The sequence below is a fragment of the Brevibacterium sp. HMSC24B04 genome, from assembly GCF_001806835.1.
Lineage (GTDB): Bacteria > Actinomycetota > Actinomycetes > Actinomycetales > Brevibacteriaceae > Brevibacterium > Brevibacterium ravenspurgense.
Window position 1 is genome coordinate 36,020 of sequence record NZ_KV786098.1, and the last position, 13,249, is coordinate 49,268.

The 13,249-nt window shown below is 59.4% G+C and carries 15 protein-coding genes; 10 read left to right on the forward strand and 5 right to left on the reverse strand.

Annotation, left to right across the window (positions count from 1 at the left end; translation table 11 throughout):
- The first annotated feature begins 40 nt into the window (after positions 1–40).
- Together HMPREF3092_RS08060 and HMPREF3092_RS08065 are read left to right on the forward strand one after the other, a co-directional pair.
- A complete protein-coding gene (locus tag HMPREF3092_RS08060; RefSeq protein ID WP_070424514.1) occupies positions 41–1,762 on the forward strand; it encodes a GntR family transcriptional regulator in 1,722 nt (573 codons plus the stop codon).
- A 75-nt stretch (positions 1,763–1,837) separates the two neighbouring features.
- Complete coding sequence (locus tag HMPREF3092_RS08065; RefSeq protein ID WP_070424515.1) at positions 1,838–2,875, forward strand: glutathione S-transferase family protein; 1,038 nt, start codon at positions 1,838–1,840, stop codon at positions 2,873–2,875.
- A gap of 150 nt (positions 2,876–3,025) precedes the next feature.
- On the opposite strand, the gene HMPREF3092_RS08070 is transcribed toward HMPREF3092_RS08065, so the two are convergent.
- On the reverse strand, positions 3,026–4,216 hold the full coding sequence (locus HMPREF3092_RS08070; protein WP_070424516.1) for an acyl-CoA dehydrogenase family protein: 1,191 nt from the start codon (positions 4,214–4,216) through the stop codon (positions 3,026–3,028).
- Entirely contained in the window at positions 4,213–4,854 is a 642-nt protein-coding gene (locus HMPREF3092_RS08075) for a TetR/AcrR family transcriptional regulator (protein ID WP_070424517.1), read from the reverse strand. Before HMPREF3092_RS08075 ends, HMPREF3092_RS08070 begins: the two co-directional genes overlap by 4 nt.
- Positions 4,855–5,042: 188 nt before the next feature.
- Between HMPREF3092_RS08075 and HMPREF3092_RS08080 the strand changes: the two genes are divergently transcribed.
- The 3 genes from HMPREF3092_RS08080 to HMPREF3092_RS08090 all read left to right on the forward strand — a co-directional run bounded on the left by HMPREF3092_RS08080 (position 5,043) and on the right by HMPREF3092_RS08090 (position 7,377).
- Entirely contained in the window at positions 5,043–6,626 is a 1,584-nt protein-coding gene (locus tag HMPREF3092_RS08080; protein ID WP_070424518.1) for a class I adenylate-forming enzyme family protein, read from the forward strand.
- A 215-nt stretch (positions 6,627–6,841) separates the two neighbouring features.
- Positions 6,842–7,018, forward strand: coding sequence for a hypothetical protein (locus HMPREF3092_RS11355; protein WP_176745713.1), 177 nt, complete (start codon positions 6,842–6,844; stop codon positions 7,016–7,018).
- A complete protein-coding gene (locus HMPREF3092_RS08090; RefSeq protein WP_070424520.1) occupies positions 7,006–7,377 on the forward strand; it encodes a hypothetical protein in 372 nt (123 codons plus the stop codon). The genes HMPREF3092_RS11355 and HMPREF3092_RS08090 overlap by 13 nt, the downstream gene beginning before the upstream one ends.
- A 62-nt stretch (positions 7,378–7,439) precedes the next feature.
- Here HMPREF3092_RS08090 and HMPREF3092_RS08095 read toward each other — a convergent pair whose 3' ends face one another.
- The 3 genes from HMPREF3092_RS08095 to HMPREF3092_RS08100 form a co-directional block, all read right to left on the reverse strand.
- Positions 7,440–7,715, reverse strand: a complete 276-nt coding sequence (locus HMPREF3092_RS08095) for a hypothetical protein (RefSeq protein ID WP_070424521.1) — start codon at positions 7,713–7,715, stop codon at positions 7,440–7,442.
- A gap of 804 nt (positions 7,716–8,519) precedes the next feature.
- The gene (locus HMPREF3092_RS11020) at positions 8,520–8,900 is read right to left on the reverse strand and encodes an HNH endonuclease (RefSeq protein WP_082704938.1); all 381 of its coding nucleotides are present in this window, start codon (positions 8,898–8,900) and stop codon (positions 8,520–8,522) included.
- A gap of 144 nt (positions 8,901–9,044) precedes the next feature.
- Positions 9,045–9,509, reverse strand: coding sequence for a hypothetical protein (locus HMPREF3092_RS08100; protein WP_070424522.1), 465 nt, complete (start codon positions 9,507–9,509; stop codon positions 9,045–9,047).
- A gap of 32 nt (positions 9,510–9,541) precedes the next feature.
- On the opposite strand from HMPREF3092_RS08100, the gene HMPREF3092_RS08105 reads away from it, so the two are divergent.
- From HMPREF3092_RS08105 to HMPREF3092_RS08125, 5 genes are all read left to right on the forward strand, one after another.
- Positions 9,542–10,351 (forward strand): Cna B-type domain-containing protein, encoded by an 810-nt coding sequence (locus tag HMPREF3092_RS08105; protein WP_083274332.1) that lies wholly within the window; start codon positions 9,542–9,544, stop codon positions 10,349–10,351.
- Positions 10,246–10,815, forward strand: a complete 570-nt coding sequence (locus HMPREF3092_RS08110) for a class I adenylate-forming enzyme family protein (protein ID WP_256174412.1) — start codon at positions 10,246–10,248, stop codon at positions 10,813–10,815. Before HMPREF3092_RS08105 ends, HMPREF3092_RS08110 begins: the two co-directional genes overlap by 106 nt.
- 216 nt (positions 10,816–11,031) lie before the next feature.
- The gene (locus HMPREF3092_RS08115) at positions 11,032–11,568 is read left to right on the forward strand and encodes a Panacea domain-containing protein (protein ID WP_070424525.1); all 537 of its coding nucleotides are present in this window, start codon (positions 11,032–11,034) and stop codon (positions 11,566–11,568) included.
- Positions 11,565–11,942: a type II toxin-antitoxin system death-on-curing family toxin gene (locus HMPREF3092_RS08120; RefSeq protein WP_061943189.1), complete on the forward strand. Its 378-nt coding sequence runs from the start codon at positions 11,565–11,567 to the stop codon at positions 11,940–11,942. Before HMPREF3092_RS08115 ends, HMPREF3092_RS08120 begins: the two co-directional genes overlap by 4 nt.
- 398 nt (positions 11,943–12,340) lie before the next feature.
- Positions 12,341–13,225: an Abi family protein gene (locus HMPREF3092_RS08125; RefSeq protein WP_218079022.1), complete on the forward strand. Its 885-nt coding sequence runs from the start codon at positions 12,341–12,343 to the stop codon at positions 13,223–13,225.
- Positions 13,226–13,249 lie beyond the last annotated feature (24 nt).

Below are 13,249 nucleotides of genomic sequence, written 5' to 3' on the forward strand. Positions count from 1 at the left end.
GGGGCAGTCTTTGTGGGTCAGGCTTCGACTGGGAGGTGTCGTGGCAGGTGTGGAGCGCGGGCAAGCCGCCCAGCGGGCGCGGATGGGTCGGCCGGAAAAGCAGTCGCGCGCGAACCGAGCGGTGGCACGAGCTTTGGCTTTGGCTGGGCGAGATGTTGTGGGGCAGCCCTACGGGACTCGCGGGTTGGCCGAAGAGCTGGGCGTTTCCCAGACCCTCGTTTCACGCGCCTGCCGGTGGTTGGAAGGCGATGCGGCTGGTGGCGAGGCTGGCCCGCGCGCGAGCCAGTTGCCAGCCTGGGTGCTCATTGACGAAATCCGGGTGGAAGACAGCCGCCTGACGCTTATATTCAGGGCGGGGGAGGGTGCCACCCCCGATGCCCGCGAGGTCGGTTTCCCCAAAGCGAGTCCGGGGGCCATGGATTCTGCGTCTTCTGTTGATGCGGCTGGCGCTTCCGGGGTTGCCTTGCGTCCTCAGTGGGGTTCAACGAGCAAGCGTCGTCGCGGCTGGGCGTTTTTGGGCGCTTTGCGGCAGTGGGCGGATAGGGATGTGTTCAGCATCCACAACGTCACGCCGGACAGCCCAGTCCGCGTGCGCGAGTTCCATGACTTCGACGCTTTCGCCGGAGCGGTCGCTGGACTCCTCACCCACGTGGGCAGTGGGGTGGGGCTGGCAGGTTCACCCGGCCGTGAAAGTGTCCCCGCTGCGGACGGCGTTCCTTTCGATGTTCTGGAATTCTTGGCCGATGCGGTTTCCGCGGACGTCAACACGTTCTTCTGGAGGAGGCCCGTTGAGGCGCTCCAAATTCCATCTACTTTTGACTCACTTTCTGGTGTTGCTGATTCTCTTGATGCAGCAAACACGGCAGACAGCTCAAGTAATTCAGCTTCGGTGGACGGGGCGAACAGCTCGGGCGGCCAACACCCGGACATCCAAAAGCTGGACAACAACCAGGCCGATACTCGACGCCCCTTCCTGCATCCGTGGCGCGAGGTCGGTGACACGGTATGGCGGCGAACCTTCGTCGCGGAGCTCGAAGCTGACATCCGCGAACGCGATCTGCATGCCGGTGATCAGGTGTCGGTGAGGCATTTGGCTGCTCGGATGGGGGTGGCGCAGAGGGAGATTGTGCGCGGGTTGAGCGAGCTGCAGACCAGCGGTGTGCTTGAGCGAGCGGGCAATGTGTTCCGGCTGCCGGTTGTGTCCGGTGAAAGTGTGCTTGACCTGTATGCCGCGCGGTATGCGGTGGGTGTCGTGGTGTTGCGGGGCGCCTCGGCGGGTAGGGTTTCGCGCCAAGCTGCAGCCGGCCAGCTCACCCCCAGCCGGCGCACCTCAAGCGAGCTGAGCGAGAGTCGGGCGGCACCTCGTGCGGAGCAGGCTCGGGGATCCCTGCACATTGCGGACCGCGCCCTGTCGCGGCTCGAGGCGGATGATTCCTTGGGGCCGCGGTCGGTGGATCGGCTGGATTTGCAGTTTCAGCAGGGGCTTGCGGAGGCGTCGGGTTTAGAGCACACGGCGGATGTTTTCGATTCGCTGGGGCAGAGGCTGCGGTTGTTGATTGCGATTCTGCGAGTGGATTACGCGCCTGCGGCGGCGAAGATCCGCTCGGACAATGCCGCGATTCTGGCGGCGGTGCGCAAAGGCCGGGCAGACGAGGCGATTGCGGTGTGGCGAAGCAAGATCGAGAACGCGGTGCGGCACATGTCGTCCGTTGCCGGCCTTCGCCGCTTTGATGTGGCCGCATGGCTAAGCCTGGTTGAGTAGGCAAAGGCCGCAAGTGGCAACCAAAACCCCCCGCTACTGATTGAAACTTCAAGCTCCAAATGTGACAATCGAAACATGACTGACCGTGAAAAACTGCACCCAGAACACTCGAAGCCGGGCGTTTACGTGTCCAAGGGCAAGGCGTTCGAGCGCGACATGCGCTACATCGACGACCGCATTGTGGCCGACCCGGCCAATACGCCGAAAAAGCACGACGGCCAGATTCTGTGGCCCGTCGAGGCCGGACGGTACCGTCTGGCGGCGGCGAAGGCGTGTCCGTGGGCGAATCGCACGCTGATTGTGCGCAGGCTGCTGGGTTTGGAAGACGCGATTTCGCTGGCGTTGGCTGGACCGACGCACGATGAGCGTTCCTGGACTTTCGACCTGGACGAGGGCGGCGTCGACCCGGTGCTCGGCATCGAGCGGCTGCAGCAGGCCTACTTTGCGCGCTTCCCCGACTATCCGCGGGGGATCACTGTTCCCGCAATTGTCGAGGTGGAAAGCGGCCAGGTGGTCACGAACGACTTCAATCAGATCACCTTGGATTTCTCGACGGAATGGACCGCGTTCCACCGTGAAGGTGCGCCGGATCTGTACCCTGAAGCGCTGCGGGATGAGATGGACCAGCTGATGCACTGGGTGTTCACCGAGGTCAACAACGGTGTGTACCGCTGTGGTTTCGCGGGATCGCAGGAGGCTTATGACGACGCCTTCGAGCGCCTGTTCACGGCTTTGGACCGGCTTGAGGAGCGCCTGACAGGCCAGCGTTTCCTGATGGGTGACGCGATTACCGAGGCGGATGTTCGTCTGTTTACGACGCTCGCGCGGTTTGACGTTGTGTACTACTCGCACTTCAAGTGCAACCGTCAGCAGCTGCGCGACTTCCCGGCGCTGTGGGCGTATGCTCGCGACCTGTATCAGATGCCCGGTTTTGGTGACACGATTGACTTCCAGCAGATCAAAGATCACTACTACATCGTGCAGAAGTCGGTAAACCCGACCGGCATTGTGCCGTTGGGTCCGGACACTTCGGTGTGGAGGGAACCGCACGGGCGCGAGGCACTGTCGGACCGCTCTTGGGGCGGCGGCACAGCGCCGCAGCCGGTGGGCTGATTTTCAGTTCCGAACTCACGAGGCGCCGGGCCGGTTCGCGCGCCAAACTCACGAGGCGCCGGGTCGGGTGGCGGGCCGAGCCTCGCCACCCGGCCGGGCCTCACCACCCGGCCGCACTCACCACCCGCCGGCCACCCCGACGTTGGAAACTCACAGCCCTCGGCCGATGAGTTCCTTCATGATTTCGTTTGTGCCGCCGTAGATCTTCTGTACGCGCGACGATGCGTAGGCCCTCGCGATGGGGTATTCGTTCATGAAGCCGTAGCCGCCGAAGACCTGCAGGATTTTGTCGACGATGGTGTTCTGCATGTCGGTTGCCCAGTATTTAGCGGCTGAGGCCTTTTCGGTGGAAAGCTTGCCAGCGGTGTGTTCGGCAATGGCGTGGTCAACGAACGTGCGTACGGCCAGTGCTTCGGTGGATGCTTCGGCCAGAACGAATTTGGTGTTCTGGAATTTCACGATCGGCACTCCGAACGCTTCACGGTCCTTGGCATAAGAAATACCCGCGCGCACTGCGGCTTCGGCAACTCCGGCACCGCCGACGGCAATGGCCAGGCGTTCCTGCGGCAGCTGGTTCATCAGCTGGTAGAAGCCCTTGCCTTCGCCGGCTTCGCCGCCAAGTACGTTGCCGACCGGCACCCGCATGTCGGTGAAGAACAGTTCGCGTGTGTCCTGTCCGCGCATGCCCATTTTGTCGAGCACACGGCCGCGCTCAAACCCGGGCGCCCACGTTCCGGATTCCCCAACAACGTCTTCGCCGCCGACCTCGGCAACGATAAGCGAGATTCCCTTTGCGCCGGGTTCATCCGAGGTGCGGGCCACGATGATCACGATGTCGCAGTGGGTGCCGTTGGTGATGAAGGTCTTGGAACCGTTGATGACCCATTCGTCGCCGTCGCGCACGGCCTTTGTGCGGATGGACTGGAGGTCGGATCCGGTGCCGGGTTCGGTCATGGCGATTGCGGCGACGTATTCGCCGGAGGCCAGTTTCGGCAGCCAGGCTTTTTTCTGTTCTTCGGTGCCGTATTCGAGGATGTAGTGCGCGCAGATGGACGAGTGCACGGAGTAGCCCCACGCGTCGTCGAAGGCGAGTCCCTGTTCGTGGAGTACAACCGCTTCGTGGCGGAAGTCGCCGCCTCCGCCGCCGTATTCTTCGGGCACGGAGATGCACAGCAGGCCGGCCTGTCCGGCTTTGCGCCACACGTCGCGGTCAACGCGGTGCTGCTGCGCAAAGCGTTCCTGGTGGGGTGTGATTTCGTTGGCGATGAATTCGCGGGTCAGCTTCCGCAGTTCGCTGGTGTCTTCGTCTTCCCAGGTTCCGCGGTAGTCATCGAGGATCATGGTGTCTCCTTTGTGTGGGGTTCGGTTGTGTCGCTTGTGTAGGTGACGCGGACGGCAAGGTCAGTGGTGCTGCGCGGGGGCAATCCGTCTGAGTCTTCGAGGCCGTCCCATATGTGGTCGAGCATGGGCGCCAGGAAGAGCCGGCCTAGGTAGCGCACCAGGAGTTCGGCTACTTGGACTGCTTCGGGCCCAGTCGAGGTGGAAAAGCCGGCACTGCGGGCACCCCGGATCACGTCGCGGGTGAGTTCGGTTATCCGGTGGGCCAGGCCCGAGGCGCCCTCGGCATCCGCTCCCGGGGCCAGCAGGATGCGCCGGGTGTAGTCGACGATCTCGGGGTTGGCTTCCAGCAGACGGCCGACGTTGGCGTCGCGGATGCGGCGCAGTTCCTCGGCGGTGCTGATGTCTGGTGGGAGGTCGTCGAGGGCTTCCCTCAGGCGGGCGAGGATGTCGTCTTCGATTGCTCGGATGAGCCCGGCTTTGCTGCCGAAATGGTGAACGACTGAGCCGTGGGCAATCGGGGTGGCTTCGGCGATCTGGCGCAGTGACACGGCGTGGTGGCCATGTGCTGCGAACAGTTTGAGCGCGGCTGTGCGGATGCGTGCTTTTGAGGACATATCGCCGTGTGTCACGTCAGCCATGTGTGTCCTCTCGTGTTGGGGCCTGTTGTGAGGCCGTTTTCGGGCCAGTGGTTTCGGCTGTTTCCGAAGCCCCGGTCCTAACTCTTCTCCAAATGGATAATAACCAATACACTTGGAGAACAACAGGGGTTTAAAGGAGAGCCCCCGTAGGTCGGGATGACCATCTCAAAGAAGCGAAAGGATCACCCATGGCCCACTTGTCCACCATTCTTGAACGCACAGCACAGCGCCGGCCTGAAGCCACAGCGCTCATCAGCGACGAGCTCACCATGTCCTATCCGCAGCTGAACGCGGCGGCCAATCAGTTCGCCCGAGTGCTGGCCGATCACGGTGTGGGCAAGGGTGACCGCGTGGTTCTCAACAGCATCAACAGCCCGTACTTCGTGGTTGCCGCCTATGCGGTGTTCAAGCTCGGGGCTGTTCTGTCCCCGGCCAACCCCCAGTCCACCGGGCCGGAACTGGCGTACTTCTTGCGCGATTCCGGTGCGAAAGCTTTTGTTGCCCACCCGGCACTTGCCAAGCCATCAGCGGATGCCTTCAACCACCTCGGCGGCGGGGAAGAAGAGACCCCCGCCCCCGAAGCCCCCATCGGCCTGAGCCTCGGCCCTATCGACCCCTCGACCCCGGGTGCTGACCGGTTCACAGACGCGCTCGCCCTGAGTGCGGCAGCCGATGACACCAACCTGGGCACAGCGGTGGAGGAGAGCGATAACGCGCTGATCCTTTACACCTCGGGAACTACGGGTAATCCCAAGGGAGCGGTCCTGGATCATCACGCGGCCATTTGGGCCGGTATGTCGCTGGGTTTGAGCACGGGTCTGCATGAGGGTGAGCGGGTGCTGATGATTGCGCCGATGTACCACTCGGCGCCGTTGACGAACGTTCTGTTCCCCACGGTTCTGGCCGCTGGCGCGATCGTCATCCGCCCGACGTTCGATCCGCAGGATGCGCTTAACGCAATTGAGAAGCACAAGTGCACGTTCACGTTTGCTGTGCCGACCATGTTGGCGCTCATGCTGCGGGTGCCGAATGTGGAAAGCATTGATGTTTCGTCGATGCAGCGGATCTTCTACGGGGCGGCTCCCATGCCGGGTTCGCTGGTCACCAGGGTTATTGATGCGTTCCCGAATGCTCGGCTGACCCAGGGTACGGGCCTGACTGAGGGTGGTCCCGGTGGGGCGGTGCTTACGCACGAGGAGATCTTGGAGCGCCCGTGGGCTTCTGGCCGTGGCGCCAACCCGAATGGCGTGTATCGGATTGTCGACCCCGAGGGTAATGATGTTGCCGAAGGTGAGGTCGGCGAAATGATCCTCCAGTCCGAATCGATGATGAAGGGCTACTGGAACAAACCGGAAGAGACCGCGAAGACCATCCGGGATGGTTGGCTGCACACCGGTGACCTGGCAAAACGTGAATCTGATGGGTTCATGACGCTGGTCGACCGGATGAAGGACATGATCATCTCCGGTGGGAAGAACATATATTCCGCCGAGGTGGAGAATGCTGTCTCTGGTCACCCCGGTGTTCTGGACGTGGCTGTTGTGGGTGATCTGTACGAGGTGTACGGGGAGACGGTTGTTGCGGTGATCGTGCCGGCTGATCCGGAGAACCCGCCCACGCTGGAATCGATTCGTGAGCACGCAGCGCAGACGCTCTCGAAGTTCAAACTGCCCAGGAAGGTGCTGTACAGGGACATTCCGCGCAACCCGTCGGGCAAGATCCTCAAGCACCGCCTGCGTGATGCCGTGAGGAGCGAGTCCGCGGGGGAGTGATCCCGGTAGGTGGCTCGTGAGGAGTGAAGGAGCGTTCCGGGTCTTCCTGGGATGCCCCTTCGCTGGTGTGGCGGACCAGAAGGCGGCCATGGAAAAGGCGAAACTGCGTCGGAATCCGTCATCGGGTGGTTGCAGGGTCGTTTGCCTTGCCGGGCTTGGTTTCTGTGTGGCCAGAGTGTGCCGAGTCAGCACCTTGAGCGAATATGATCTGTGCCATGGTCGCAGCGCTTACTGATCTCGACGACAAACTGAAATCATTGTGTGTCGTTGACCGCGGTACGTACGACTATTTGTCGGTTGATGAGGTTGAAAACCTGGCCGAGGTGCTCGCTGTTATCAACGGCGGATTAGTCTCCAAGAGACCGAAGGTGGTGGGCCGGTGCGTGCGCTGACGCAAGAGGAAACCGGCTTCGTCCGGCACATGTGTGAGCATGGGTGGGTCGACACCGCGGCGGACATTGACCGGGCAAAACTAACCCAGCAGGTTGACTGCCTGATGGTTGAGTCCGGGTGCGAGTTGGACAATTGCCCGTGCCTTGATTTCGCATATCAGAACCGCAAGGGCAAGGCTGATCATGGTGATGACTACCGTGCTTCAACCGAGCAACACGTTGTCTTAGTAATGGACGTCAACGGTACGCCATGGCAGGCGAACTTGTTTGTGAGTGGCGGGTTTATCGGCTGGTTGGAGTTCTCCAGCTTCAGCGACGATTATCCGTCGCGTTTGCCGTCGATCAGTGACCTCAGCTGAGCTGACGGTTGGCGGGGTGGTTGGTCCGCGACGAGTCCGCAGGGTTGCGTAGATAAGGGTGATCAGCTCGCACAGAAGCCAGAAGGCTCCGGTGATGATCGCAAGGCCAGCATCATGATGAAGCCGATGATGAGCACTTTGATCGGCGCGGGAAGTTTCAGACCCAATTTCGCCATGGCAGGGTCCTTTTTCATGAACCAGGTGACGTAGTTTGCCGGATAGTGCCCCGCGATTGTTACGAAAGAGGGGGCTTTGTGAGGCTTGAGGGTTAAGCGGGTCGAGAGTATCCCAAAAGCAAAGTGGGCGATGCGTCCTGGGCTCCAGGACACATCACCCACGTACGAGGTGGAGATTCAGCCGATCAGGCGTCTTCCAGTTCCGCTTGTGAGGTGGGGGCTCAAGGGGGCACAGCGACTCAGGTCCGTCAGTGCACGTCCTCGGGCCTGCTTGCATGTTGTTCTTCATGAACCTTGGCCGAGTAAGTCACGTGAGACATAACTGTGTTATGGCCCCCATTGAGAGCTGGTATGTGGAAAGCTGGGAAGGGCTTGTTCGAGTGGCCTGGAAGCCGGTGGCAATGGACTTGCTTATAACTATGGACACAATCAAACTGGAGTGAGAATATGGGGTTGGCCTGCAGAAAAACCCTACGATGGCACAACTCCTTACTACTGTGATGGGAATACCAAGAAGTGGCGTTTCTGGTCCAGCGACATGATAATGCCCTGCGACATGACCGGTGGAGCAAGTGGAGGCCCCTGGCTACGAACAAGAATCGATGCGAATCTGGGACATGTTTTCGGTGTAACATCTCGCCGTACAACTTCAGGAAGTAAGTTACTGATTTCTACACCTTTCGATGACGCGGTAAAAAATCTTTTCCAAGGTATTAAATGAGCCTGACAAAGAGGCGTTGGTTGCCTATATCGGTCGCAATATTTATTATCTGCCTTGTGATCGGGATAGTTTTTCTTGCCTTTTATTCACGGCAAGCTACTCCAGTGCAGGACTCTCCAACATCAACGCAAGCGCCTGTTGAACAGAGTGATTATTGGAATAAAGAGCGAATGGAGTCAGCTACTCCCGCTCCCATGCCATCGCCGTAAAAACAGTGATACTTTCCCAGTTCAAACTTACTCATATTATTTCTTATACACATGCCGTCGGTATCTCCACCTGTCGTTACCACGCGCAGTCTTGGACGAATGACACGGCTTACACAAGGCTTGCAGGTTCGCCTCATCATGCGTGCCACCATCTTCGAGCGGGACGATGTGGTCAACCTCTTGGGCTGGCGTCACACGCCCCTGAGTCTGGCACTGTTCGCACAACGGGTGGGCTTGGATGTAGGCGTTGCGGATTTTGCGCCGGCGGTGGTCGTAGCGCTTGTTGATCGCAGGGTCACGCTGATACGTCCGGTACCGCTCGTCTTCTGCACGAGCGTGAGCCGGGCAGAAGCGGTGGTCGGTGAGTTCTGGGCAGCCGGGTTGGGAGCAGGGGCGTTTCGGTTTCCTCGGTACCACACCCACCTCCCACGAATACGGCAAGACCCCCAGACGGGCTACCGAGCGTCTGGGGGTCTTGGCCTAGTTGTCAACCGCTTACTACGTTACGGGCTGGTTTGGGGCAAGTCATCCGCGTTTGCCGACACCTTTTGGCGGGTGGGTTCACAGTCCACTCGGCCCATACAATGCCGTCGCCAACCGCCCCAGCGCCCGTGACTTCTTCTGGTGCGCGGTGGAGCGTTCGACGTAGAAGTGGTCGCACACCAGGTTGACGGCGTCTTCTTGTGGACCGTCGCCGAGGAAGAAAGCCTCGAGCACAAACCTGTTATCCTCCGACAGCAAACCCCAGGCGGGGAGGAACCAGTCGAGGTATTCGCGGGCTTGGCGTTGGCGTTCGGCGAGCAGGTCGATCTTGTCTAAGGTCGCAGCAATCCTGTTTTCGTTACCGTGCGGATTCACATAGCGCGGCAGGCCATCCAACCTAGGCGAGGCTGGGTGGACGAGATCCTCCCGAAGCTGATCTGCCACGTGGCTGGTGTCTCCTGCGGCGTGTTCCATGAGTGGGTAATCTTGCAGGGCGGCGATCGCGGCCTTGCGGGTGTCTAAGTATCGGGTCATGACATGCATTCGGTGTGCTCCTTTGCTGGTTGTAGCTCAAGCTGAATGCCGAGAACGAGTGGAAGCACACGTTCAAGGACCTTCCGCAGTACAAGATCAGTGACGGTAAGCGCACAAAGATTGCGTACTCGGTTGAAGAGCTGAGTGTTGAGGGCTTTACGTCCGAGGTGTCTGGTGATGCTGAGAAGGGCTTCACCATCACCAACACTGAGAACCCGCCTGCCACGACTGAAGTGCCTGTCGAGAAGGTGTGGAAGGCTGCTGATGGTTCCGAGCTGGATGCTGAGTGGACCGTGCCAGCGAAGGTGCAGCTGGTGAAGACTGTCGATGGTAAGTCGAGACCTGGGGGTGACCCGGTTGAGCTGAATGCCGACAACGCCTGGAAGCACGCCTTCAAGGGCCTGCCGAAGACGAAGACCGTTGACGGCACACAGATTGAGGTTCAGTACTCGGTTGAAGAGCTGAGCATGGACGGCTTCACTTCGACGGTGACCGGCAATGCGAAGGATGGATTCACCATCACGAACACGCAGATCCCACCACCAACACCTGAGCCCACTCCGGAACCGACGCCGGAGCCGACGCCGGAACCCACTCCGGAAACAACACCTACGCCGACGCCGCCCGCGCCTGAAGAGCCGCAGTTGCCGTTGCCTCGTACCGGTGTTGAAATCGGTGCAGCTGTCGCCCTGGCGCTCGCACTGATCGGAACCGGTGTGGTTCTCGTCAGGCGCAAGAGGAGATCTTGGAGCGCCCGTGGGCTTCTGGTCGCGGCGCCAACCCGAATGGTGTGTACCGGATTGTCGACCCCGAGGGCAATGATGTTGCCGAAGGTGAGGTCGGCGAAATGATCCTTAAGTCCGAATCGATGATGAAGGGCTACTGGAACAAGCCCGAAGAGACCGCGAAGACCATCCGGGACGGTTGGCTGCACACCGGTGACCTGGCAAAACGTGAATCTGATGGGTTCATGACGCTGGTCGACCGGATGAAGGACATGATCATCTCCGGTGGGAAGAACATATATTCCGCCGAGGTGGAGAATGCTGTCTCTGGTCACCCCGGTGTTCTGGACGTGGCTGTTGTGGGTGATCTGTACGAGGTGTACGGGGAGACGGTTGTTGCGGTGATCGTGCCGGCTGATCCGGAGAACCCGCCCACGCTGGAGTCGATTCGTGAACACGCAGCGCAGACTCTCGCAAAGTTCAAACTGCCCAGGAAAGTGCTGTACAGGGACATTCCGCGCAATCCGTCGGGCAAAATCCTCAAGCACCGCCTGCGTGATGCCGTGAGGAGCGAATCCGCGGGAGAGTGAGCCCGGTAGGTGGCTCGTGAGGAGTGAAGGGGGCGTTCCGGGTTTTCCTGGGATGCCCCTTTATTGTCATGGTGTCTTGTTGATCCCTGAGTCATACCGTCCCACGATCTGACGAAGTGTAAAATAGAAGCCCAATCCTCCGCCGATCGGTTCGTGCATCTGACTGATCATGGCCGTGGAAAAAGTAGGCAACCTTGTGAAGGTGGTGAGTTGCTGATGACCAATTCGATCGATGTCCTTAATTACATCAAGTCCCAGTTGCCGGATGTAGCAAAGACAAAAGCTCTGAAGCTTCTCTATTACGCACAGGCGTGGTCGCTGGTGTGGGACGGTCGCAAACTGTTTCCGGAAGACTTCAGGGCATGGCAGTACGGCCCTGTTGAACCCAACGCGTTTTTCCATTTTGACGGAACATCTGCGAATGCAGATGCAGTGCCAAAGCGAGCGAAAGAAGTTACCGACGCTGTTCTGCGGCACTACGGCAGCCTGTCTGCGAAAGAGCTCACCGCAATGACTCACAGTGAGAGGCCGTGGGCTGAGGCTTATGAAGGTCCCGACGGCGGCCACGCCAAAGGCCGCATTATTTCGGAATCTGCCATCACGCGCGAGTACACTGAGCAGTCGCTTCGCGGTGAGGGACCCCGCAAACCTGGGGCTTACGCTGTGGATGCGAGAGCGTCGGATGTCGACAGGCTTTTGAATCAGGCTCGGGTCGACTGGCGCGAAACGCTGGACATCCTTGCTAACAGATGACCATCGTTTACCTTGGCGTGGAGGACGTGATTCGCATCCACGACTCCGAAGAACGCTCAGGGGTAAGAGACAGGGGCATCCTTGAGTCAGCGGTCGAAGCGCCAAAAGGCGGATTCGGCGGCCAGGAGTACTACGAGTCGCTGATTGAAAAAGCTGCCGCGCTGATGCGAGGACTGGCTCAAGGGCACCCTTTCGTAGACGGCAACAAGCGATGCGCATGGCTGAGCGCAATTGTGTTCCTTCAATTGAACGATGTTTCGATCGTGGCTGATCAGAAGATCGCAGCTGAGTTTGTTGAAATCACAGTCGTGAAAAATCGAGGCAGCATTGCTGAAATCGCCGGTTTTCTTAACCGGCACCAGGTTCTGTCATAAGCGGTTTTCCTGACTCGGTGCATGCAACTCAAAGAAAACAGCTGCCCATTGGAACGAACCAATGGGCAGCTGTTTTCTTTGTTCAGCTAGACCGTGGGTGGCTTAGTCCTTATAGAGGACTTCGGGCAGCTACGTGACGATCTCGGGGAAGATCGAGAACAGGACAATCGCCAAGCTCAGCACCACGATGTACGGGGTCGATCCTGCCTGGGGCTACTGGGATGGCCCAGTCTTTACTTGGGTAACGCGCGGTGTAGAATAGTGATCGATAGATCCCCGACCAGGCCTCTAGCCCCCAGGGCAATGCACAAATGGTCGGGGCCTTTTTCTGGGAGGCAATGGTGCCCAAGGAGTGGCTTAGCTACACAGACCAGGTAGAGCTCCTCAGTCGGCGCGGCATGAAGATCGATGATCGAGCAGCGGCAGCAAGCTTCCTGTCGCGAGTGAACTACTACAGGTTTTCTGGCTACTTTCGGTACTGGCAGAGAGAACCCCAACACGGTGACAACCGTTTTATTGATGGAACCGCCTTCACGACTGTTTGTGCTCTGTATGAAGCCGAGCAGCAACTCATGACAGCTTGTGCGGACTTGCTGCGTCCGCTTGAGGTGCTGTTTCGTACAAGATTCGCCTACGCGTACGGAGACCTTGTCGGCAATGCTGGAGCCTTTGTCAGGGGTGTCGGATTTACGCAGCCGCCAAATCCCGGTGCACCTCGAGCAGAAGAGTATGCGCTGCAGAACCTTGACCAGAGCAAAGAAGCATTTGTCGCCCATTACCGCGACGAAATTAAGCAAGGCACAAGCTATCTTCCGCAAGCCTACGAGCGCATGCCGATTTGGGTTGCTGTTGAAGCTCTGTCTTTCGGGGGCCTCTCTCGGTTGATCGCAGCTTCAGGTGAATCAGGCGTGTTGGACGCCATAGCTGCCTCGGTAAGCGGTTCACGCCGATTTCTGCCAGGCCAAGTACGGTCGTTTGTATATCTGCGCAATCGGATTGCACACGGTGCGAGGCTGTGGAATCACTCTGTTCTCGACGTGCCTGGCATGCAACCCAAGAGGGTGCGCCAAATAAAGAAATCGTACCGCCAGTTCTCTGATAGCTCGATTTACAAAGTTCTCGTGGCATTGGACGAGGTCGCCGACCGTTCAGGAATCCGCAGTGGCTGGTTGAAGAACACAGTCGAACCTATTTTGAACGTAAGCGACATTCTGGCATTCGGTATTGCAACGCCAGCCAAATACGGCGAAATGCCGCGCAGTGTTCTGGTGCCGTCGGAATGATCTGATATCACTGTGCTCGGGGTT

Excerpts from the sequence above, each read along its gene's own strand:
- HMPREF3092_RS08065 (WP_070424515.1), top strand. The coding sequence starts at position 1,838 with ATGACTGACCGTGAAAAACTGCACCCAGAACACTCGAAGCCGGGCGTT.
- HMPREF3092_RS08070 (WP_070424516.1), bottom strand. The coding sequence starts at position 4,216 with ATGATCCTCGATGACTACCGCGGAACCTGGGAAGACGAAGACACCAGC.
- HMPREF3092_RS08075 (WP_070424517.1), bottom strand. The coding sequence starts at position 4,854 with ATGGCTGACGTGACACACGGCGATATGTCCTCAAAAGCACGCATCCGC.
- HMPREF3092_RS08080 (WP_070424518.1), top strand. The coding sequence starts at position 5,043 with ATGGCCCACTTGTCCACCATTCTTGAACGCACAGCACAGCGCCGGCCT.
- HMPREF3092_RS11355 (WP_176745713.1), top strand. The coding sequence starts at position 6,842 with ATGGTCGCAGCGCTTACTGATCTCGACGACAAACTGAAATCATTGTGT.
- HMPREF3092_RS08100 (WP_070424522.1), bottom strand. The coding sequence starts at position 9,509 with ATGCATGTCATGACCCGATACTTAGACACCCGCAAGGCCGCGATCGCC.
- HMPREF3092_RS08115 (WP_070424525.1), top strand. The coding sequence starts at position 11,032 with ATGACCAATTCGATCGATGTCCTTAATTACATCAAGTCCCAGTTGCCG.
- HMPREF3092_RS08120 (WP_061943189.1), top strand. The coding sequence starts at position 11,565 with ATGACCATCGTTTACCTTGGCGTGGAGGACGTGATTCGCATCCACGAC.
- HMPREF3092_RS08125 (WP_218079022.1), top strand. The coding sequence starts at position 12,341 with ATGAAGATCGATGATCGAGCAGCGGCAGCAAGCTTCCTGTCGCGAGTG.